This window comes from Reinekea forsetii (assembly GCF_002795845.1).
Classification (GTDB): Bacteria; Pseudomonadota; Gammaproteobacteria; order Pseudomonadales; family Natronospirillaceae; genus Reinekea; species Reinekea forsetii.
The window spans coordinates 1,348,307-1,369,075 of the sequence record NZ_CP011797.1 but is presented as its reverse complement, the minus strand read 5'-3'; the positions used below and the strand labels follow the sequence as shown (position 1 = coordinate 1,369,075).

The 20,769-nt window shown below is 54.6% G+C and carries 17 protein-coding genes; 8 read left to right on the top strand and 9 right to left on the bottom strand.

What is annotated here, in order from left to right; translation table 11 throughout:
• Nucleotide 1 precedes the first annotated feature (1 nt).
• From REIFOR_RS06355 to REIFOR_RS06335, 5 genes are all read right to left on the bottom strand, one after another.
• A complete protein-coding gene (locus REIFOR_RS06355) occupies nt 2-682 on the bottom strand; it encodes a YIP1 family protein (protein ID WP_100256757.1) in 681 nt (226 codons plus the stop codon).
• A gap of 164 nt (nt 683-846) precedes the next feature.
• Nucleotides 847-3,462 (bottom strand): aminopeptidase N, encoded by a 2,616-nt coding sequence (gene pepN / locus REIFOR_RS06350; protein WP_100256756.1) that lies wholly within the window; start codon nt 3,460-3,462, stop codon nt 847-849.
• 36 nt (nt 3,463-3,498) lie between these two features.
• On the bottom strand, nt 3,499-4,362 hold the full coding sequence (locus REIFOR_RS06345; RefSeq protein WP_227003817.1) for a DUF2797 domain-containing protein: 864 nt from the start codon (nt 4,360-4,362) through the stop codon (nt 3,499-3,501).
• The gene (locus REIFOR_RS06340; protein ID WP_100256755.1) at nt 4,362-4,619 is read right to left on the bottom strand and encodes a YeaC family protein; all 258 of its coding nucleotides are present in this window, start codon (nt 4,617-4,619) and stop codon (nt 4,362-4,364) included. The genes REIFOR_RS06345 and REIFOR_RS06340 overlap by 1 nt, the downstream gene beginning before the upstream one ends.
• Entirely contained in the window at nt 4,619-5,536 is a 918-nt protein-coding gene (locus REIFOR_RS06335) for an NAD(+) kinase (RefSeq protein WP_100256754.1), read from the bottom strand. The genes REIFOR_RS06340 and REIFOR_RS06335 overlap by 1 nt, the downstream gene beginning before the upstream one ends.
• A gap of 50 nt (nt 5,537-5,586) precedes the next feature.
• On the opposite strand from REIFOR_RS06335, the gene REIFOR_RS06330 reads away from it, so the two are divergent.
• Genes REIFOR_RS06330 through REIFOR_RS06320 form a run of 3 tightly spaced genes read left to right on the top strand, consistent with a single transcriptional unit; the run spans nt 5,587 to nt 7,889 of the window.
• Nucleotides 5,587-6,447 carry a DUF1853 family protein gene (locus REIFOR_RS06330; RefSeq protein WP_100256753.1) on the top strand — a complete coding sequence of 287 codons (861 nt, stop codon included), beginning with the start codon at nt 5,587-5,589 and terminating at the stop codon, nt 6,445-6,447.
• A complete protein-coding gene (locus REIFOR_RS06325) occupies nt 6,440-7,327 on the top strand; it encodes a D-hexose-6-phosphate mutarotase (protein WP_158524308.1) in 888 nt (295 codons plus the stop codon). Before REIFOR_RS06330 ends, REIFOR_RS06325 begins: the two co-directional genes overlap by 8 nt.
• The gene (locus REIFOR_RS06320) at nt 7,308-7,889 is read left to right on the top strand and encodes a DNA-J related domain-containing protein (RefSeq protein ID WP_100256751.1); all 582 of its coding nucleotides are present in this window, start codon (nt 7,308-7,310) and stop codon (nt 7,887-7,889) included. Before REIFOR_RS06325 ends, REIFOR_RS06320 begins: the two co-directional genes overlap by 20 nt.
• 98 nt (nt 7,890-7,987) lie before the next feature.
• Here REIFOR_RS06320 and nfuA read toward each other — a convergent pair whose 3' ends face one another.
• Nucleotides 7,988-8,578: a Fe-S biogenesis protein NfuA gene (gene nfuA, locus REIFOR_RS06315; protein WP_100256750.1), complete on the bottom strand. Its 591-nt coding sequence runs from the start codon at nt 8,576-8,578 to the stop codon at nt 7,988-7,990.
• 292 nt (nt 8,579-8,870) lie between these two features.
• Here nfuA and metH point away from each other — a divergent pair, with 292 nt between their 5' ends.
• On the top strand, nt 8,871-12,551 hold the full coding sequence (metH, locus tag REIFOR_RS06310; protein WP_100256749.1) for a methionine synthase: 3,681 nt from the start codon (nt 8,871-8,873) through the stop codon (nt 12,549-12,551).
• A gap of 27 nt (nt 12,552-12,578) precedes the next feature.
• Here the strand turns inward: metH and REIFOR_RS06305 are convergent, their stop codons facing one another.
• Both REIFOR_RS06305 and tyrR read right to left on the bottom strand, forming a co-directional pair.
• Complete coding sequence (locus REIFOR_RS06305) at nt 12,579-12,803, bottom strand: DUF1653 domain-containing protein (protein WP_100256748.1); 225 nt, start codon at nt 12,801-12,803, stop codon at nt 12,579-12,581.
• Between the two features lie 22 nt (nt 12,804-12,825).
• On the bottom strand, nt 12,826-14,379 hold the full coding sequence (gene tyrR / locus REIFOR_RS06300; RefSeq protein ID WP_100258714.1) for a transcriptional regulator TyrR: 1,554 nt from the start codon (nt 14,377-14,379) through the stop codon (nt 12,826-12,828).
• Between the two features lie 501 nt (nt 14,380-14,880).
• Between tyrR and REIFOR_RS06295 the strand changes: the two genes are divergently transcribed.
• Nucleotides 14,881-16,554: a bifunctional protein tyrosine phosphatase family protein/NAD(P)/FAD-dependent oxidoreductase gene (locus REIFOR_RS06295; RefSeq protein WP_100256747.1), complete on the top strand. Its 1,674-nt coding sequence runs from the start codon at nt 14,881-14,883 to the stop codon at nt 16,552-16,554.
• Between the two features lie 96 nt (nt 16,555-16,650).
• On the opposite strand, the gene REIFOR_RS06290 is transcribed toward REIFOR_RS06295, so the two are convergent.
• Complete coding sequence (locus REIFOR_RS06290; protein WP_100256746.1) at nt 16,651-17,073, bottom strand: HIT domain-containing protein; 423 nt, start codon at nt 17,071-17,073, stop codon at nt 16,651-16,653.
• A gap of 174 nt (nt 17,074-17,247) precedes the next feature.
• On the opposite strand from REIFOR_RS06290, the gene REIFOR_RS06285 reads away from it, so the two are divergent.
• The 3 genes from REIFOR_RS06285 to REIFOR_RS06275 all read left to right on the top strand — a co-directional run bounded on the left by REIFOR_RS06285 (nt 17,248) and on the right by REIFOR_RS06275 (nt 20,701).
• The gene (locus REIFOR_RS06285; RefSeq protein ID WP_227003780.1) at nt 17,248-18,438 is read left to right on the top strand and encodes a GNAT family N-acetyltransferase; all 1,191 of its coding nucleotides are present in this window, start codon (nt 17,248-17,250) and stop codon (nt 18,436-18,438) included.
• Entirely contained in the window at nt 18,435-18,854 is a 420-nt protein-coding gene (locus REIFOR_RS06280; protein WP_100256745.1) for a VOC family protein, read from the top strand. The genes REIFOR_RS06285 and REIFOR_RS06280 overlap by 4 nt, the downstream gene beginning before the upstream one ends.
• A 110-nt stretch (nt 18,855-18,964) precedes the next feature.
• On the top strand, nt 18,965-20,701 hold the full coding sequence (locus REIFOR_RS06275) for a proline--tRNA ligase (protein ID WP_100256744.1): 1,737 nt from the start codon (nt 18,965-18,967) through the stop codon (nt 20,699-20,701).
• Nucleotides 20,702-20,769 lie beyond the last annotated feature (68 nt).

Sequence of the window (20,769 nt, the reverse complement as noted above, 5' to 3'; positions counted from 1 at the left end):
CTTATAAAAAATAGATCAGCGAAAATTGTACGGCCGGCGGAATCAGACCCACCAAGGTCGCCGTCATGCCAGAGCTGCCGGTAATGCGCGCAAAGCCGAGACCGTACAAGAGATAGGACCAGATGGCGCCGATCGATACGCTGGCATAGAGTGCAAAATTGGCATCGCCGATAGCCAGACCCATAAGGCTGGCCAGGTTGGTTTTATCGAGCTGGTTTAGAAAGACATAGTCTGGACTGGCCGCATAGGACACCGCCATGCTCAGAGTGCTGAGCAGCCCTGGCAAGCTGGCCCAGCAGACCAGCGTAAAGAACTGGCCAAAACGGAATTTTTCTTCGGCCACCAGCGTCGCAGCGAGAAAAAAGAAGGTGGCCAATATCAGATAACTAAACAGACTGATCAATGGTGCAGCTATCGGCGAAATAATGCGCACGATATTGGCCGTGGCCATGGCCGCATCGAAAGCTTCGGGTGTCATCTCCTGATCGGCTAATACCAGCGTGGTTTCCATATAGGCGCTCATATCGACGGTCATAAAATACCAGGCCAGAAAGGCCGGCAGTACCGCGATGACCACCAACAGAGGGGGCCAGAAAGGCAGGGATTTTGCCCGAATACGGTCAAACACCAATTGAGGGGATGAGAAAATATCGACGAACGGGGTCGACCCGAGAGATGGCATATAAAGCTCCTTGTTTCCAATGTTGGCCACTGGCCGGTTCAATCCATAAAGATGCGGAAGTATCGCGCCGCGCCGGGCACCAAAATAGTGATAAAGGTCATATATTGACCAACCCCCAACAAAAACCCATCCCTGGGTCCGCTTGAAGAGGAGCTAGGGTCGCTTTAGACGAGCGTTTTCTGGACCAATTCGAGCACATCCGGAGACAGTGACTCGGTCTCCAGCACCGCTGTCAAAGCACTGTGCATCGCCGCACTGCGCTCTGGGGCAAACTTCCGCCAACGTTCAAATACGCCGACAAAGCGCGCCGCGACCTGTGGATTAATCGCATTGAGTGCAACAATTTGCTCGCTCATAAAATTATAGCCATCGCCTTGGATATCATGGAAGGCTTTGAAATTCTGCGTAAAGCCGCCAAGCACGCTGCGTACCTTGTTGGGGTTGGTGAAGTCGAACGCATCGTGGGCCATCAACAACAGAATGTCGGTCACCCCGACGCCTTCCGCGCCGGCTTGCAGGGCCAGCCAGGTCTCGACCATCTGGGTATCTTGATGCCAATGGCGGTAAAAATGCACCAAGAGCCGTTGCTGACGATCCCGATCCGGGGAGGCCATCACGGCCTTCAAGCCGTTCAGCCTATCGGTCTGGTTTTGCGCAGCACGATAGAGGGCTTCGGCACTGTTCAGGCCAAACTTGTCGCCGCTCAACACCCAGTAATATAGGGCCAAGCCTTGCAGCTCTCGGCGGCCGACCTCATCGGCGGTAAAGACATAGTCATCGGCACTGGTTAGGGTTTGACTCAAGGTCGCCCAATGGCTTTGGTAGGTTTGCGCCAAATGCAACTTAAGACGGTCGCGCGCCACGATCACCGCCTCGGCATCGACTGTGTCTAGATTGTCCATCATCTGTTGATAGGACGGCAGACTCAGCAATACCGCCTGCAAGGCATGGGATAGTTGCGTATCGGACAATATCGATAAGACCACTGTATCCACCAAGGCCGGTATCGCATCGAGTTCGCCCCGGGTCAGTTTTAGCAAGGTGTCCAGATAGACCTGTTGCACTGCTTCGAAGCGATTGAAGGCATTGTCATCGTGCTGGGCCAATAACAGCAAAGCGGGATCCGACAGGGCCTGTCGCACGCGCACCGGCGCCGAAAAATCGCGGAACAGGCTCGGGGTTGGCTGGCTCGCCAGGTGTTGAAACGTTACGGTCGTGACTGCCTCGGTTAGAGTTAGCACCTGGGTGTCGGCATTGTAGTCACCATTGCAGTCGATCGGCAGTGCTTGCCCGGTGCTATCCAACAGCGCCATCTTGACCGGAATGACCAGCGGCTGCTTATCGGACTGACCCGGCGTGGCCGGGCAGCTCTGGGTAAAGCTCAGGCGGTAGCGTGCTAAGTTGGCATCGTAGTCTTCGTGGATTGCCACTATCGGCGTGCCGGCTTGGGTATACCAGCGTTTAAACTGGCTGAAATCCTGGCCACTGATCTGCGCCATACAATCGACAAAATCGTCAGTGGTAACGGCCATGCCGTCGAAGCGCTCAAAGTACAGATCACAGGCTTGGCGGAATGGGCGATCACCAAGCAGGGTATGCAACATGCCCACTATTTCAGCACCCTTTTCGTATACCGTGACGGTATAGAAGTTATTAATTTCAATATATTCCTGCGGCTGCACCGGGTGCGCATTGGGTCCGCCGTCTTGGGGGAACTGATGGTTTTTCAGAAACAACACATCCTTGATCCGTTTCACCGCTCGGTCGTGCAGGTCGGAAGTGAATTCGGCATCGCGATAGACGGTAAAGCCTTCTTTTAACGACAACTGAAACCAGTCTCGGCAGGTAACTCGATTGCCGCTCCAGTTGTGAAAGTACTCATGCGCGACAATCCCTTCGATGCGCTCAAAGCGGTCGTCACTGGCGGTTTCCGGTGTGGCCAATACGGCGGCGCTGTTAAAAATATTGAGGCCCTTGTTTTCCATCGCACCCATATTGAAAAAATCACTGGCGACGATCATAAAGATATCCAGATCGTATTCCCGGCCGAAACGTTCTTCGTCCCAACGCATCGATTTTTTTAGCGCGGTGAGGGCGAATTCAGTCTTGTGGGCATTATGCGGTTCGGCAAAGATGCGCAGTGAAATGTCACGCCCACTGGCGGTGGTAAAGGCATCATCGCGCCGCACTAAATCGCCGGCTACGGTGGCAAACAGATAGGCCGGCTTGGCAAAGGGATCGTCCCAGGTAGCAAAGTGACGACCCTGCTCCAACTCGCCGCTGGCAGTCGGGTTGCCATTGGCCAAGAGGATCGGAAACGGCGCCTGATCGGCTTCAATCCGGGTGCTGAAGGTAGCCATCACATCGGGCCGATCCAGATAGAAGGTAATCTTGCGAAAGCCTTCGGCTTCACACTGGGTACAGACCATGGTGCCGGACTTGTATAGGCCTTCCAATGAGGTATTGGTGTTGGGAAAAATATGGGTCACGGCATTAAAGGTGAATTCGGCTTGAGTGGGCTGAACGGTCAGGCGGTCGTGCTGATAGTCGTAGTCGGTGATCGCTTCACCATCGAACGATAAGGACTGGATCAGCTGTTCAACGCCATCCAACACCAAGGCCGGCAGTTCACTGGGATCGCCATTGCGCACCATCGTCAGAGTCGAGTCCACTTCGGTATGATTGGCAAAGATGCGAATAATCAATGCGCAATTTTTAATCCAATAGGCCGGCGGCTGATAATCTTTGAGTCGAATCGTTACAGGTGTCTCGGTACGCATAGGGTCTCCACAAAAGCTATATTTTAAGGCTGAATGTTAACTGACGGTGACCTGATAACCACCGAAGCGACGGATATTGATCACGCCGCTGTCGAGGATCAGATACTGTCCCTTAATCCCCAGTAAGGTACCTTCGACGAGCGGGTCCTTATCGAAATTCAAACTGGCGACCTTGTCCGGGTATTGGGTCACCGGAAAGTCGATCTCAAACACGTCACCGTGGTGCAATAGCTGCACCGCCAACAGACCATGGCGTTCGACCAGCTCGGCCAAATCGGCTTGCGCCAGGGTAAACAAACGGTCTCGCTCCGCCGCCATATCGAGCGGGGCACTGCCACCTTTGAGCATATTGCGCCAGTTGGTCTTGTCCGCGACATGCTTTTTGCAGATCACCTCGACAAATCCGGCCAATTGCCGGGTGGCCACGCGGGCAATGGTAATAGCCTGCGTGGCGCCCTGATCGACCCACCGCGTCGGGATTTGGCCACCGCGGGTGATACCCACTTTTATCGCACTGGAATTGGACAGATAGACATAATGACTCTGCATGCAGCTGGCTTCACCCCAGGCCGGTTCACGGCAGGTGCCCTGATCGTAATGGCATTTTTCCGGAGACATGATGCACACATCTGTCTGCGCCAGGGCGGCAAAATGTTTGTAGCAATAACCCTGGCCGAAGCTTTTTTTGGTCAGCTCACCACAGTGCACGCAATGAATGGCGCCGGTAAATTCCAGACGAATGGTCTGGCCGATGCGCGCGTTCAAATCGAGCCGTTGATCGCCGAGCGGCAATTGATATTGCACCGGGCTGCCGGCGACCCAGTGGGTCGACATCTTAGCCAGGTTGCCAGTGATACCCGGCGGTAGATCATCCAACCCGGCAAATAGATCCATGGTCATCATAGCTCGCTCGCGTCGGGCAATGTCACGGTGGGAATGGTCTCGCTTTTGGATCTGCAACCCTGTTCGACAAAGCCGGTGCGGCGTTGCTCGGGAATCTGCTGACTGATTTCATATTTCAGCACCGCTTCGAGGCACAAACTGCGCTGCTCTTTGCTGAGCGGGACCTGGTTAGGCCAGCGACCCAACTCCACAGCTTCGCGCAGCCGGCTGTAGATATCCGGGGTCATATTTTGTGCCAGGCTATCAAAGTTCATTATTCGTGTTCCTCGGTACTGTTCTCAATTTTATTGCTCCAACCCAGCTTGGTTCGGCAAATTTCAAAATAATTATAATCCGTCAGATGGATCAACTTAACCTTCTGCGGGTATCTGAATATATGTAACTCATCGCCATGATTGAGCGCCAGATGGTTTTGGGCGTCGAGGCTGACGTGCGGTGCGATATTGTTTTGCTGGCCGATGCGGATGCACAGATGCGAGTTGGCTCCGACCACCAGTGGTCGATTGGTTAGGCTGTGCGGGAACATCGGCACTAAGATGAGCGCATCCATACTCGGGTGCACTAAGGGGCCGCCGGCACTGAGGGCATAGGCCGTAGAACCGGTTGGCGTCGAGACAATCAGGCCGTCGGAACGTTGACTGTAAACGAACTGGTTGTCGATATGCAGATCGAATTCGATCATCCGAATCGATTGGCCCGGGTGTAGGACGACATCGTTAAAGGCACAGTCTTCGGCCACCACCTCACCATCGCGGCGAATCTGAGCCTGTAACAGGAAACGCTCTTCCAGCTGAAACTCACCGGCTAAGACCGCAGTCACCTTCTGTTCCATCTCGTCCGGCATGATATCGGTTAAAAAGCCCAGACGGCCGCGGTTGATGCCGAGCATCGGTACTTCAAACTGAGCCACATCTCGGGCCGCGCCTAAGAAGGTGCCATCCCCGCCGATCACGATGATCAGGTCAGCCCAGGCACCCAGGTTGGGCCGGGACATCGACTGGCAATCCAAGACAGGCATTGCGTCGGCCAGCGACTGTTCGATACAGTAGTGCTTGCCCAATTGATTGAGCAAGAGCAGCAGTCGATGCACCGATTGCTCAACACTGCGGCTGTCTAAACGACCCACCACACCAATTCGGTTGAAGTTTGCCGCGAGATTCTTCGTTGCCATGCCATCGCCTGGTAGTAAATTTCGGAACACAGCATAGCAGAGGAAGTGGCATGAACGAACACCCGCTTGAACGGGCGATCCGCGCCGATCTCGACTGGGTCCTGACGGCGCCATCCCTACTGGCACCGCATCCCACACTTTGGTCCGGTGATGCGCTGCAGAACGAGCCACGGCGGCCCTTTAGCGCCGAACAACTGGCCTCGCTGAGTCGCGCCCGCAGGGGCAAGTTGGGGCGCTATTTTGAAGCCCTGGTCGCCTATCTGTTCCTCGCCAGTACCGGCTTTCGCGTTCTGGCGCAGAACCGCAGCATCGTCGCCGACAAAAGAACCCTGGGTGAATTGGATTTATTGGTTCAGGACCTGGCAACCGGACAGATTATTCATTTGGAATTGGCCCTGAAATTTTATCTCTGGGTGCCCGGTCAACGCCAAGCCGTTTGGATTGGTTCGGGCTTGCATGACTTTATGGCCGATAAGGTGCAGCGCCTCTATCAGCATCAATTACGCCTACCCGAGCTGGCGCGTGCGCGCCAATGCTGGCCGAGTGACTTGCCCTATCCAACCGAGCACCGGCTGTGGATGCCCGGTCGACTCTATGTCCCGGAATCCTCTCAGGCCTTAGGCGTGCCCTATACGCACTTTATGGACACGCCCTTTCAGCTCAACAACCAGGCGCTGGTGTCGAGCTGGTCCGAGCATGGATCGTGCGCGCACCGTTCTACTCGCTCAATCTGCAAGGCCGATTGGCTCATGGGCGAGCCGCCGGTGTCGTTGTTAGCGCCGGAACCGACTCATCAGTTGCCGGCTCAATTTATTCGGCCCGAGAGCACTGTGCCTGTTTATGTTTTACCCCCAAACTGGCAAACTGACGCCACCTCAGCGATACAACTGCATAAGAACCTTCATGACTGAACACTTCCTGTCTGCCCGCATTAGCCTAAGCTCTATTAATCAATTACCCGTGTTACGCATCAATAACGATTGGGCCTCGGCCACCATCAGCGTGCAAGGTGCTCAGGTGCTGGAATTCACCCCGGCCGGGGGTGATAATCTGCTCTTTGTCGCCCAGGGTGAATCCTTCAACCAGGGTGAAGCCATTCGCGGTGGCATTCCCATCTGCTGGCCCTGGTTTGGCGCCCATCCTGAGTTGGCCGATGCCCCAACACACGGTCTGGCGCGCGAGGTAGATTGGCAATATAAGGTAGTGGCCGACAGCGATAACCGCACCGACCTGCTCTTTTGGCTCGACCTTGACGGCCGGCATCCGGCCTTTCCGTACCCTGCCCGGGCAGAGTTACTGGTCAGCATCGGCAGCAGTTTGGTGGTGTCCCTTACCACCCTCAACCTGGGTCCCCAGCCGTTTCAATTGAGTCAAGCCTTGCACACCTATTTTGCCTGTCAAGACCAGGAGCGGGTGCGGATTCAGGGACTGGCCGATCGTCGCTACCTGGATAAACTGACCGGCAAGAACGATTCCGTTCCGCGCGCGTTCAGCTTTGATCGAGAAATCGATTGGGTGGTCGGAGATGTCGGCCAAGCGCTGCTGTTCAGTGGGCTGGGCCAGAAGGCGATTCACATGACTCGCCTGGGCAGCCGGTCGGTGGTGCTTTGGAACCCCGGTCGAGAAAAATCAAAGACATTGAGTCATTTCTTGCCCGATGAGTATCGAGGCATGTTTTGTGTGGAAGCGAGTAATGCCCTAGAAGATTGCCGATTAATTAAAGCCAACAGCAGTCATGTCTTAGTCATGGAACTGACGGCGGTCGATCTCGATGCACCCAAGCCAGCCTGACGCGCCCTTACTGGCCGCGCTCGACACCCTGCTCGACGAGCACCCAGCCGGGCTGGCCGAATACGACCTGATGACGCTGCTCGATCAGCGTTATGGCCCGCTCTACCCCAAACCCAACTTGGCCGACCCGATCGTGCTGTTTCAGCACCACTTCTATCTGCGCCACTCGCTTTACCTTTTGCAAAGTCATTATCAACAGACTGGTACGGCAACACTCTTGATCACTGCCCTGACGATCCGCAAACAGCTGGCAGTGGCCAATCAACAGACGACTCTGCCCGAACGGTTAGAACCGCTCAAAGACTATTATCTCGATTTGGCGAATTTAAATAGGGAGAGTGCCGACAGTGTGCAGCAATTGTTGGATGATTTCTGGCGCGCGCTTAGGCTTCATCAGCCGCAGCCCGAGGCCTTAGCCACCCTAGGTCTGACCGGCCGGGAGAGCCACGCTGAGCAAAAGCAGCAATACCGCCTCTTAGTGCAGCAACACCACCCCGATAAGGGCGGCGATGCCGAGCAGTTTCGCTTAATTCAGGCAGCTTGGGAACAGCTTAGGTCCTAAGCTGTTAAGGTACTTAGCCCTTAAGGTGCTAGGCCCTTGAGGTGCTAAGCCCTTAAGGTACTGGCTCCTGAGCCGCTTCTGGCGAATGCCTTAGGCGCCTATTGGAAATAGGCGTTTTCGGTCACGGTATGGTCGGTCACATCACGCACACCGGTCAATTGGGGCAAACGCTCGAGTAAGGTTTTCTCGACACCGTCTTTGAGGGTAATAGACACCGCCGAACAGCCTTGGCAACCGCCGCCGAACTTCAACACCGCAACATTGTCTTCGGTTAGTTCAGCCAGCGATACATCACCGCCGTGAGAAGCCAGACCCGGGTTAATTTCAGTCAGCAGTAGGTAGCTGACCTGCTCACTGAGCGAGCTGTCCTTGTTGACCTTAGGCATCTTGGCATTGGGTGCCTTGATCGTCAGCTGACCGCCCATCCGATCCTGGGCATAGTCGACCTCGGCTTCATCGAGGTACGGCAGGCTGCTTTTTTCCAACAAGACCTTTATATGGGTCAGTTCGATGCGTTCGTCGTTGTCTTTTTCTTCCCCTGGCCGGCAGTAAGCTAGGCAGGTTTCGGCATATTTGGTGCCCGGTTGAGTCACAAACATCCGCACCGACATACCCTCGGTGGTTTGCTTTGCCAACAAACCTGCCAAGTATTCTTGGGCAGATTCGGTAATATTGATTTGTATATCCATCCGAGGCTCCGGAATTTAGTGAGTGTGAACGATGCGGCAATTCTACCGCATTTAATCGGCAGTTTGAATACCCGACTAAATTAGTCAAGTTTGTGAGGTCATTCGCTGGTTTTTTCAAGTCGCAACTTTACTCGGCTTCTTAATCGGTTAACCTATGCCGGCCAAAACAGGGGACGCAGGGCTGCCCTCTGGCCCAGATCTATATCAAAATATATTGATATAGCTTGAAATTAGGCCATTTTTAGGCTTTCATTGCCCACTAAATGCTTACTTGTTACCAAAAGAGACCTCCATGACTACTCGCGAACACCGAATTGGGCAGCTGCACAGTGCACTAAAACACCGAATCCTAATATTGGACGGTGCCATGGGCTCCCTAATCCAAAGTTATCAGCTTGAAGAAGTCGATTACCGGGGTGAACGTTTCAGTGAATGGCCCTCCGATATCAAGGGTAACAACGATCTTTTGTCCATTACCCGACCCGACATCATCAGCGCTATTTATAAGGCCTACCTCACCGCCGGGGCGGATATCATTGAGACCAACACCTTTAATAGTACGGCCATATCGCAGGCCGACTACGGCATGCAGGATTATGCCTACGAGCTGAACCAAAGCGGTGCCGCGCTAGCGCGCGCCCTGTGCGACCAGCAAAGCCTGCTGACACCGGACAAGCCACGTTGGGTCGCTGGCGTGCTCGGGCCGACCAGTAAAACTTTGTCGCTGTCGCCCGATGTCAATAACCCCGGCTATCGCGCCACCAGCTTCGATGCGTTAGTGGCCGACTATCAGAATGCCACGCGTGGCCTGATCGATGGCGGGGCCGACATCATCCTGATCGAAACCATCTTCGATACGCTCAACGCCAAGGCGGCGATCTTTGCCATTCACAGCGTGTTCGACGAACTGGGCTTCGAACTGCCCATTATGATTTCTGGCACCATCACCGACGCCTCCGGTCGCACCCTATCGGGCCAGACCACTGAAGCCTTTTACTATTCGGTGCGCCATGCCAAGCCCCTGTCGATCGGCCTAAACTGTGCCCTGGGTGCCGATGAATTACGCCCCTATGTCGAAACGCTGTCGAAAATTGCCGACTGCTATGTCTCGGCTCATCCCAACGCCGGCCTGCCCAATGAGTTTGGTGAGTATGATGAAACGCCGGAGGAGATGACCAAGGTAGTGGATGAGTTTGCCGCCTCCGGTTTCGTCAATATTATCGGTGGTTGTTGTGGCACCACACCACAACATATCGCTCTGATAACCGAAGCGATGGCACTGCATGCACCGCGCACCCCGCCGGTCATCGAGCCATTGATGCGCCTGTCCGGCCTGGAACCCTTCGTGGTCACCGATGCGCTGAACTTTATCAATATCGGTGAACGTACCAATGTCACCGGGTCGGCCCGTTTTCGCCGCCTGATCACTGACGAGCTGTATGAGGAGGCCTTGGCGGTCGCGCTCGATCAGGTTGAGAACGGCGCGCAGATTATCGACATCAATATGGATGAGGGCATGCTCGATTCTCAGGCGGCCATGGCCATCTTTGTTAATCTGATTGCCTCCGAACCCGATATTTCCAAGGTACCTTTGATGATCGACTCTTCGAAATGGGATGTCATCGAAGCGGGCCTAAAATGTGCGCAGGGCAAGTGCATTGTTAATTCCATCTCACTCAAAGAGGGTGAGGAAATTTTCCTCCAACAAGCCAAGCTGTGCCAACGTTATGGTGCGGCCGTGGTGGTCATGGCCTTCGATGAAGACGGCCAAGCCGATACCCGAGCGCGCAAGGAACAAATCTGTAAGCGCAGTTACGATGTCTTGGTCGCCTTCGGCTTTCCGCCCGAGGATATTATTTTCGACCCGAATATTTTTGCCGTGGCCACCGGCATCGAGGAACACAACCCGTACGCGGTCGATTTTATTGAAGCCACGACCTTTATCCGCGAGCAGCTGCCCTACGCCAATGTTAGTGGCGGCGTCTCCAATGTGTCCTTCTCGTTCCGCGGCAACGATGCGCTACGCGAAGCCATCCATTCGGTGTTCCTCTATCACGCCTGCAAGGCCGGGATGAATATGGGCATCGTCAATGCCGGTCAGTTGGTGATCTATGATGATATCCCCTCTGAACTGCGTGAACGGGTTGAGGATGTCATCCTCAATCGACGCGACGATGCCACCGATCGACTGCTCGAAATCGCCGATAAGTTCCGTGGCGATGGCACCGTCGCCGCCAAGGAAGACCTGGAATGGCGCAGCCTGCCGGTGATCAAGCGGATCGAATATGCGCTAGTGAAAGGCATTAACGCCCATATTGTGGATGACACCGAGCTGGCCCGCCAAGAGGCCAATGAGCCAATCGATGTTATCGAAGGGCCGCTGATGGACGGTATGAACGTAGTCGGCGATCTGTTTTCCGCCGGGAAGATGTTCCTGCCTCAGGTGGTGAAGTCGGCACGCGTGATGAAACAGGCCGTGGCCCATCTCATTCCCTTTATCGAGGCCGGCAAAGAGTCCGGCTCCTTGGCCAAGGGCAAAGTCTTGATGGCGACCGTTAAGGGCGATGTGCACGATATTGGCAAAAATATTGTCGGTGTGGTCTTGGCTTGTAATAACTATGAGGTGATCGATCTCGGCGTCATGGTCCCGGCAGAGAAAATTCTTAAAACCGCCCGCGAGTTGGGCGTCGATGTCATTGGCCTGTCCGGTCTGATCACTCCGAGCCTCGATGAGATGGTGCATCTGGCGCGAGAGATGCAGCGTCAGGATTTTTATCTACCTCTAATGATCGGTGGTGCGACCACCTCGAAAGCCCATACGGCGGTGAAGATCGAGCCGCAATACACCAATGATGCCACCATCTATGTGACCGATGCCTCGCGCGCCGTGTCAGTGGTGCAGTCCTTGTTGAATACGAATCAAAAGGCGGCTTTTGTGCAAGAAAAACAGGACGAATACGTCATCGTGCGCGAGCGCAATAAGAACCGCAAGTCGAAAGCTCTGAACCCCTATATCAAGGCGGTAGAGAATGCAGCCACCTTCGATTGGAGCGATTATCGACCGCCAGTGCCGACCTTTACCGGCCTGCGCACCTTCGCCGATTATTCGGTCGCTGAGTTGGTGCCCTATATCGATTGGACACCCTTCTTCAGCACCTGGGATCTGCACGGCAAGTACCCGAAAATTCTCGGCGATGTCAAGGTCGGTGAGGTGGCCCAACAGCTCTTTGATGATGCCCAAGCAATGCTTGAGCAGATCATTCAAGAACGTTGGCTGACCCCCAAGGCCGTCATCGGATTCTGGCCGGCCCAGCGCACTGGCCCAGACACCATTAGTGTCCATCAGGAAAAGGGTGAGACAGTGGCACTGGAACACCTGCGTCAGCAAACCATCAAACCCGGCATGCAACCGAACCAGTCATTGGCCGACTTTATCGCGCCTGAAGGCCAGGCGATTGATTACCTAGGGGGTTTCGTGGTCACCACCGGCCATGGCGTTGAGGAGCGGGCTAAGGTCTATGAGGAGCAGGGTGATGATTACAACTCGATCCTGTTGAAGGCATTGGCCGATCGGCTTGCCGAGGCATTTGCCGAGCGGATGCATGAACGGGTAAGGCAGGAATTTTGGGCTTACACCGCCGATGAGTCGTTAACCAATGACGATCTGATCAAAGAGCGTTATCGGGGTATTCGCCCGGCACCGGGCTATCCGGCTTGCCCAGATCACACCGAGAAGGCCAAGTTGTTCGCCCTGCTCGATGCCGAGCAGCAAACCGACGTCGCCTTGACCGATTCCTATGCCATGACCCCTGCGGCCAGTGTCTCGGGTTGGTATTTTAGTCATCCGGAGGCGAAGTATTTCGGCGTGGGTAAGATTACCAAGGACCAGGTTATCGATTACGCCGCTCGCACCCAATTAGAATTGGCGGTTGCCGAGCGTTGGTTGGGTTCTATCTTGGCCTATGAACCCTAGTCTTAAGTAGCCAGGGATCGTCGACGCCTAGGCGGCGTCGGCGGGACCAAGATAGCGAAAACGGGGCAACCGCTCGCCGTTGTATTCGACTGTCTCATTGAACTGCTGAAGCGGTCGAAGCCAAGTTTTACTCAGATCATAGAGCGCTAAATAGACCACCAATTGCTCGCCGCTTTCACTGTGTTCGGCAACCGCTAACACCTGATATTGACCACCCTTAAAGTGCTGATACAAACCTGTTGCAATAGTCATCTAAACTCCTAAGTCTGATCTCTCAGTCTGTATTGGCATGCTTGCCGATGCGGTATTCACGTAATTTATTGGCGATGGCGGTATGGGAGACGCCCAACTTGCGACCCAATTGGCGACTGCTTGGATAAGCCGGATAGAGGCGCTTAAGCAGATCGGCCTCGAAGCGTTTCATGGCCTCGTCTAGGGTGCCATCAAAATCTTCATCGCTGTGGCCCCAGCCACTGGTTAAATTCGGCAACTGCAGATGCTCCGGTTCCAACACGTCACCCTCAACCAGGGACACCGCCCGTAACAGGGTATTTTCAATCTGGCGCACATTTCCGGGCCACGGATAAAGCTGCAGAGCGTTCTGGCAGGTCGATGATATCTTAATGCGCTGACGCTGGGGCTCGGCAAAACGGGCAATGAAACGTTCGGCCATCGGCAAAACATCGGACTTGCGCTCACGCAGCGGCGGAATATGAAGGGTTAAGACATTGAGCCGGTAATAAAGATCATCGCGAAATTCGCCTTGCTGGCACATATCCACAAGGTTTTTTTGTGTCGAGCAGATAATGCGCACATTGGACTTAAATTCTCGTTCATCACCCACTCGGCGATAAGAGCCATCTTGCAAAAGACGTAAAAATTTATTCTGCAACAGCGGCGACATATCACCGATTTCATCGAGAAATACGGTGCCACCCTCGGCCAGCTCAACCAGGCCTTTTTTGTCGGACTGGGCGCCGACAAAGGCACCCTGGGCATAGCCAAACAGTTCACTCTCGGCGGCATCGTCCGGCAAGGCGGCACAGCTGAGCACCAAGAATGGCTTATCTTTACGCAAGCTGTGTTGGTGGCAGGCCTTGGCGAGCAATTCCTTGCCGACCCCGGTTTCGCCGGTGATCAACAGGGGGGCATCCAAACTGGACATGCGCTTGGCCTGACGAATCACGCTTTTCATGCCCTGGCTTTCCGCGATAATCATTTCAAACTGACCGGTCTGTTTCTGGTAGGCGGTCATCTGCCGGCCCAGTCTCTCGGGCGATTTAAAGGCGATGACCGCACCGGTGAACAAACTGTTATCGTCATCTTTAAGGATATGCACGGGATAGATATCGGCGAGAAAGGTTCGGCCTTTCAATTGCAGATGCACCGATTCTGAACTCGGTGCTGCGCTGTTAAGCCACTTGGTGAAGTTGAAACCCTTGACCCAGTTACGCAACATTTTGCGCCGCACGTCCTGTTCCGGCAATTGCAGTATATCTAGGGCCGCTTCATTGGCGATTACCACCTGACCGCGGGTGTCGATGGAGATAACCGGCTCCGGCAGGGTCCGCAACAGGGTGCGCATCTCCTGCTGCTCGCGCTCCAAAGGCATATAGGGCACAAGGGAGACATCAAACACGCCGCGGATAAGCCGAATCTCGGGCATAAGATGTTGGAATTCGGCAAACTCGACGGTTGGAAAATTCAAAAAGATGCCACCGGGCGTCTCGATCTCTATGCCACGCAAATCAATCGAATGCTTAACCAGTATATCGAGTATCTCAGCACAGATACCAAGCCGCTCTTCACAGCCGATGAATAATCTCAAACCCGTTTCTCCGACAGCTCGCACGAGTCGATTAGAATATCGCCCCTGCTTTGTATTTATTTGTTTGCAGCCGGCAAAATTGCCCGAAACGGACGATTATGTCAATCAATCTTTACAGCCTGGCTCTCGGCAACTGTCCAATGCAGTTGCGCCAATGCCGAGGTCGAAAGGGACTCAGCGAACCGGCCGCTCTCAGCCGCAAAGCCAAAGACAGACCTCAGACCAAAGCACGGCCAGACTTAAATAGGCTGGCGCCTTGGTTCCATACCTCATCCAAGCCTAGGGTAGAGCAATAAGAGTCGGGTCCAATTCACGGTTCGCGCCCTTTGGCCTTTAAAAAGTAGGACGTCATAGCGAATTAATGTTAGATTCATCTAATATACTAATATCGTACCCCTTTCTCGCCGGTTAGAAGTGTACATAGCGCTTGTTGGCCTGGGACGAAAAAGTTGCCCAGGCCATTTCAATAGATGAATTAACGACTAAAAGCGGAGCGATCCTATGCAAATAAAAACAGTTAACGCCCTTTTGAGCCTTTCGGAACAAATTCTTGTCAGTGACGTCGCGCTTCTTGCCGAGCAGGGGATTAAGACCATTATCGTCAACCGCCCCGATGGTGAAGGTGCCGATCAGGTCAATGTCGAAGAAATAATGCACGCGGCAAAGTCCGTTGATATCGCTGTTAAGTACGTGCCCGTCACGTCCGGGATGGTAAGCGACGAACAGGCCATAGCCTTTGGCGCGTTCCTCGGCGAAGCAGAGGGCAAGGTGCACGCCTATTGCCGCACCGGTATGCGCAGTGCAACCCTATGGGCGATTCATCGCGCCCAAGCCGGCGACGACTTTGCCTCGATTGCCGCGATCCTCAGCGCAGCCGGTTATGACGTCAGCGGCTTGGCCGGCCGATTGACCGATTTCAAAGCCACCGAAACGCAGATTCCAGCCTATGACGTGGTCATTGTCGGCGCCGGGGCCGGCGGTTTGGCCGCAGCGGCGAGCATTCGCAAGCGCGACCCCCGCTTGACCGTCGCGGTGATTGACCCGGCCGAAAACCACTACTATCAGCCGGGCTGGACCCTGGTCGGCGCAGGCATCTTTAAACCGGAAAAAACCAAGCGCGACATGGCCAAGCTTATCCCCTTCGGTGTTTCGTGGATTAAGACCGCCGTGGCCCTGTTCGAACCGGAAAAAAACCAACTCCTGTTAGAGGGTTGCCGGCCGGTCAAATATAAACAGCTGGTGGTTGCGCCGGGCTTAAAGCTCGATTGGAGCGCAATAGAGGGCCTTGGTGAAACGCTCGGCAAGAACGGCGTGACCTCAAACTACCGTTACGACCTGGCACCCTATACCTGGGAACTGGTGCAAGGCTTAAAAGCCGGTAAAGCAATCTTCACCCAACCACCCATGCCCATTAAGTGTGCCGGCGCGCCGCAAAAAGTAATGTACCTGTCGTCTGACCATTGGCTTAGCGCAGGAGTTCTGAACAAGATCGACGTTGAATTTTGCAATACCGGCCCGGTCTTATTTGGCGTAAAAGACTACGTCCCCGCCTTGATGGAATACATCAACAAGTACGGCATCACCCTATCGTTTCAGCAGCAACTGGTGAAGGTCGATGGGCCGAACAAAAAGGCCTGGTTCAAACAGGTCGGCGAAGGTGCCCCGAGCGAGCTAATCGAAAAATCCTTTGATCTGTTGCATGTCACACCGCCACAGGTCGCGCCCGACTTTATTCGCGTCAGCCCCCTGGCCGGTGCCGGTGGATGGGTGGATGTGGACCAAGTGACCTTGCAGCATAAACGCTTTGACAATATCTGGTCATTGGGCGACGTGATGAATGCACCGAATGCGAAAACCGCAGCGGCGGCGCGCATGCAAGCACCGGTGGTGGCCCACAACCTGATCAATGCGCTCAACAAGGGCCAAAGCCAATCGCACTACAACGGCTATGGCAGCTGTCCGCTGACGGTCGAACGGGGAAAAATTATTTTGGCGGAATTCGGCTATGGCGGCAAACTGCTGCCAAGCTTTCCACGATGGCTTAATGATGGCACCAAGCCAACGCGCGCGGCCTGGTTTATGAAAGAACGGCTCCTGCCGGATATCTACTGGTCTCTGATGCTCAAGGGCCACGAGTGGATGATTAAACCCAGCATCAAGGACACCCACTGGTAACATTAAGGACACCCGCTAGGCCCTGTATGAAGAATGGGGCCTATTATTCAGATGTTGGTCAGTTGATAAGGACATTAGGGTTTTATGACAGGGCACTCAGGCGTGCTTAAAGGTTGAGGTTTCAAACACCGCCGCCAACTGCGCGACCCGCTGTTCCAAAGCCCCCGCAGCATAGGCTCGAGCCGGCACCGCACCCCAGACGGGCTTGGGCCAAGCGGGATCGGTTCGAGTACGCACCACATGGTGAATATGGAGTTGCGGCACCACATTGCCGAGTGCGCCGATGTTCATCTTATCGCCATCAAACTCGGCCATCAGGCGTTCGGCGACGAAGGAGCTTTCCCAGATCAACTGCTCTTGATCGTCCGCGTCCAGCTGATAGATTTCACTGACGTCAGCCCGCTGTGGCACCAAGATCAACCAAGGATAGTTGGCATCTTTCATCAGCAGTATGGTGCATAGAGGCAGTGAGCCGATGCGAACACAGTCATTTTTCAGGCGATAATCCAATTCAAACATCGGCGATCTCTTCGATTCGGTAAGGGAGTGGGCAATACTGTACCCTGTATCCCACGGCCATCAAACTCCCGTGCGACATCAAGGGCCAAAAGCCCGCCGTGCTTTTCCGCCCCGGCGAGATTAAAGTACCCAAATGCCGTTGGACCATTGTTTTATTTGGATCCATCGCGAACTATGCTCCGTAACGAACCCTATCGGTTCAACTGGGCCAACCCCTACCGCAATAAGATGGACAGCAGCATGAGTGAGGAATGGCTAGATCAATGGCCGACTGGGACGTCAACGGAGGATGCGAATCCTTTTGTCAGCGACGCGTTCCTGTGCGCATTAGAACAGGCGGGCGTTTGTTCACGCGAGCATGGCTGGCAACCCAGTCATTTGCGTCTGACGCCCGACCTCTGTGTCCCTGCCTACCTGAGAACCGACTCCTGGGGTGAGTATGTCTTCGACTGGGCCTGGTCCTCAGCCTATGAGCAACACGGCTTGGCCTACTACCCAAAGCTGGTCATCGCCGCGCCCTTTACCCCCTCGCAGGGGCCGCGTTTGCTGGGCGCTAAATCGCTTGAGGATGTCAGCCGGGTCATCCAGAGCTTTAAGACCAAATGTCTAACCGATCAGCTGAGCGGTTTTCATCTACTGTTCCCGGCGCCAGCAGAGCAGGCCTGGCTCGATCAGCAAGGTTTGCTCAAGCGCAGCGATGTGCAGTTTCACTGGCGTAATCGCAACTACCGCGATTTTGATGACTTTCTCGAGCGCTTCAGTTCGCGTAAACGCAAGAATGTGCGTAAGGAACGCCAGTCGATCATCGATCAGGGCATCACCATGCGGGCTCTGACTGGCTCAGATATCACCGATTCGATCTGGCTGGCCTTCTATAAGTTTTACCACGCTACCTATCTTAAGCGCGGCCGCCAGGGCTATCTGAACAAAGAGTTCTTTGATCGGGTACGCGCCACCATGACCGATCGCATTGTTCTGATGATGGCCTTTAAAGACGAGGAGCCAATTGCCGGTGCACTCTGCTTTCGCGACCAAGAGCGGCTCTATGGCCGCTACTGGGGTTGCTTTGAAGAATATTCGAATCTGCATTTCGAAGCCTGTTACTATCAGGGCATCGAGTATTGTATCGCCCAGGGCCTGACCAGCTTCGATCCCGGCACCCAAGGCGAACATAAGATTGCGCGCGGCTTTGAACCGACCTTGACGCATTCATATCACTGGTTGGCACATCCTGAATTCTTTGTTGCAGCAGAGCACTTCTGCGCCGAAGAGCGCGAGCGAACCGATCGTTATCTGGCGCAAACGCAAGCTGCGCTGCCCTTTAAACAGCTTACAACCCAATCCGACCCAGAGGACCAGCAATGAAATATCTTCACACCATGGTACGCGTCACCGATCTAGAAGCCTCGTTACACTTTTATTGTGATCTCCTTGGCCTGATCGAAACCAGCCGCCGAGAGTTCCCCAATGGTCGCTTCACGCTGATTTTCTTGGCCGTTGCCGAGGGCGAACCGTCGGTCGAGCTAACCTACAATTGGGATGCTGATGAGACCCTTGATGGCGGTCGTAATTTTGGCCACCTCGCCTACTCGGTCGATAATATCTATGAGCTGTGCCAAAAACTGCACGATGCTGGCGTGACCATCAACCGACCACCGCGCGACGGCCACATGGCCTTTGTGCGCAGTCCGGACAATATTTCTATCGAACTGCTACAAGAAGGTCCTGACTTGCCGCCCACCGAGCCTTGGTTGAGCATGGCCAATTCCGGCGTCTGGTAGGCACAGCAAGGCTTTTGCCGACGGGTGCCCGCGGGAACGCTGGCCACGTGGCGCTCAAACCTGATAAAATGCGCCACCTCAATTCAGACCCATTCAAAAGGATCGCCTCAATGCGTGCAAGTCGGTATCTCATCGCGACTGTCAAAGAAACCCCGGCCGATGCCGTCATCGTCAGCCACCAGCTGATGCTGAGAGCCGGCCTGGTGCGCCAATTGGCGTCCGGCCTATATAGCTGGCTGCCGACCGGCATGCGAGTGTTGAAAAAAGTCGAACAGATTATTCGCGAAGAGTTGGACCGCTCAGGCGCCCAAGAACTCCTGATGCCGACCATCCAGCCCGCCGAATTGTGGCAGGAATCGGGTCGGATCGACGCGATGGAAGGCCAAATGCTGAAAGTGAAGGATCGGCACGACCGCGACTTCGTCTACGGGCCGACGCACGAAGAGGTGATCACCGACATCGCACGCAATGAATTGAACAGCTATCGCCAACTGCCGATGAATTTTTACCAAATCCAAACTAAATTTCGCGATGAATTCCGGCCCCGTTTCGGGGTTATGCGAGCGCGCGAGTTTATTATGAAAGACGGCTATTCGTTCCATGCTGATCAGGCCTGCCTGTCGGCCGAATACGATAATATGTATCAAGCCTATTGCCGGATCTTCGACCGCCTGGGTTTCAATTATCGACCTGTGGAGGCCGACAGCGGCGCCATGGGTGGCGCAGCATCACATGAGTTTCAGGTCCTGGCCGACTCCGGTGAAGACTATATTGCCTATGCCGAAGGGGGCACTTACGCCGCCAATATCGAACGCGCCGAGGCCCTATTACCGACGACGCCGCGGGCGGACGCCACGGCTGCGATGACGCTGATCGATACACCCGATGCCAAGACCATTGAGCAGCTGGTGACGCAGTATAATCTGCCTATCGAAAAGACTGTTAAAACACTGATCGTCGAAGCCAGCGAGGACAGCGACGCCGAACTGATTGCCCTAATTGTGCGCGGCGACCATGTGCTCAATGAAGTTAAGGCCGAGAAACTGGCCCAGGTCAAGAGCCCACTGACGATGGCCAGCGAAGCGCGTATACGAGCTTTGATCGGTGCCGGACCGGGTTCCTTAGGACCGGTCAACCTGCCTATTCCCTGTGTGGTCGATCGCTCGGTGTCGGTGCTGTCCGACTTCAGCGCCGGTTCCAATCTGGACGGCAAACATTATTTAAATATCAACTGGGAACGGGATGTCGCGCTGCCTGAGATCGCCGATCTGCGCAATATTGTCGCCGGCGATCCGAGCCCCGATGGCCAAGGCACGTTGCAGATACTGAAGGGTATTGAGGTTGGCCATATTTTCCAATTGGGCGATAAATACAGCAAGGCGCTCAAGGCCGAGGTACTCGATCAGGGTGGTAAAACCAGGCCGATGCTGATGGGTTGTTACGGCATTGGTGTGACCCGTATTGTAGCTGCCGCCATCGAGCAAAACTACGATGCCAATGGCATCGTCTGGCCCTATGCGATTGCCCCCTTCCATGTCAGCATTGTGCCCTTGAATGCGCACAAATCACCGGACGTCATGGCCGTGGCCGAACAGCTTTACATCGATTTACAGGCCGCCGGCTTCGATGTGCTGCTCGATGATCGCGATAAGAAGACCAGCCCGGGTGTCAAGTTTGCCGATATGGAATTGATCGGCATCCCGCATCGTATTGTGGTCAGCGATCGCGGTTTGGCCACTGGCTTGCTGGAATATAAGTCCCGCGCCTCCGAGGATAAGATTGAGATGCCCATCGCCGAGGTTATTGATCACATCCATATGGTTAATAGCCAAACAGCCCAAGGCTAATCAGGCTCGCTTTGGCGAGCCCCGATCGCAATCCGGCCCGACGCAACGCTCGTATAAAGACTTACGAT

What these genes read in the sequence shown, in the direction of transcription:
- REIFOR_RS06330 (WP_100256753.1), top strand. Translation starts at nt 5,587, where the DNA reads ATGAACGAACACCCGCTTGAACGGGCGATCCGCGCCGATCTCGACTGG.
- REIFOR_RS06345 (WP_227003817.1), bottom strand. Translation starts at nt 4,362, where the DNA reads ATGACCATGGATCTATTTGCCGGGTTGGATGATCTACCGCCGGGTATC.
- REIFOR_RS06285 (WP_227003780.1), top strand. Translation starts at nt 17,248, where the DNA reads ATGCTCCGTAACGAACCCTATCGGTTCAACTGGGCCAACCCCTACCGC.
- REIFOR_RS06340 (WP_100256755.1), bottom strand. Translation starts at nt 4,619, where the DNA reads ATGAACTTTGATAGCCTGGCACAAAATATGACCCCGGATATCTACAGC.
- REIFOR_RS06355 (WP_100256757.1), bottom strand. Translation starts at nt 682, where the DNA reads ATGCCATCTCTCGGGTCGACCCCGTTCGTCGATATTTTCTCATCCCCT.
- REIFOR_RS06280 (WP_100256745.1), top strand. Translation starts at nt 18,435, where the DNA reads ATGAAATATCTTCACACCATGGTACGCGTCACCGATCTAGAAGCCTCG.
- REIFOR_RS06325 (WP_158524308.1), top strand. Translation starts at nt 6,440, where the DNA reads ATGACTGAACACTTCCTGTCTGCCCGCATTAGCCTAAGCTCTATTAAT.
- REIFOR_RS06290 (WP_100256746.1), bottom strand. Translation starts at nt 17,073, where the DNA reads ATGTTTGAATTGGATTATCGCCTGAAAAATGACTGTGTTCGCATCGGC.
- REIFOR_RS06335 (WP_100256754.1), bottom strand. Translation starts at nt 5,536, where the DNA reads ATGGCAACGAAGAATCTCGCGGCAAACTTCAACCGAATTGGTGTGGTG.
- REIFOR_RS06295 (WP_100256747.1), top strand. Translation starts at nt 14,881, where the DNA reads ATGCAAATAAAAACAGTTAACGCCCTTTTGAGCCTTTCGGAACAAATT.
- pepN (WP_100256756.1), bottom strand. Translation starts at nt 3,462, where the DNA reads ATGCGTACCGAGACACCTGTAACGATTCGACTCAAAGATTATCAGCCG.
- REIFOR_RS06305 (WP_100256748.1), bottom strand. Translation starts at nt 12,803, where the DNA reads ATGACTATTGCAACAGGTTTGTATCAGCACTTTAAGGGTGGTCAATAT.
- REIFOR_RS06275 (WP_100256744.1), top strand. Translation starts at nt 18,965, where the DNA reads ATGCGTGCAAGTCGGTATCTCATCGCGACTGTCAAAGAAACCCCGGCC.
- nfuA (WP_100256750.1), bottom strand. Translation starts at nt 8,578, where the DNA reads ATGGATATACAAATCAATATTACCGAATCTGCCCAAGAATACTTGGCA.
- REIFOR_RS06320 (WP_100256751.1), top strand. Translation starts at nt 7,308, where the DNA reads ATGCACCCAAGCCAGCCTGACGCGCCCTTACTGGCCGCGCTCGACACC.
- metH (WP_100256749.1), top strand. Translation starts at nt 8,871, where the DNA reads ATGACTACTCGCGAACACCGAATTGGGCAGCTGCACAGTGCACTAAAA.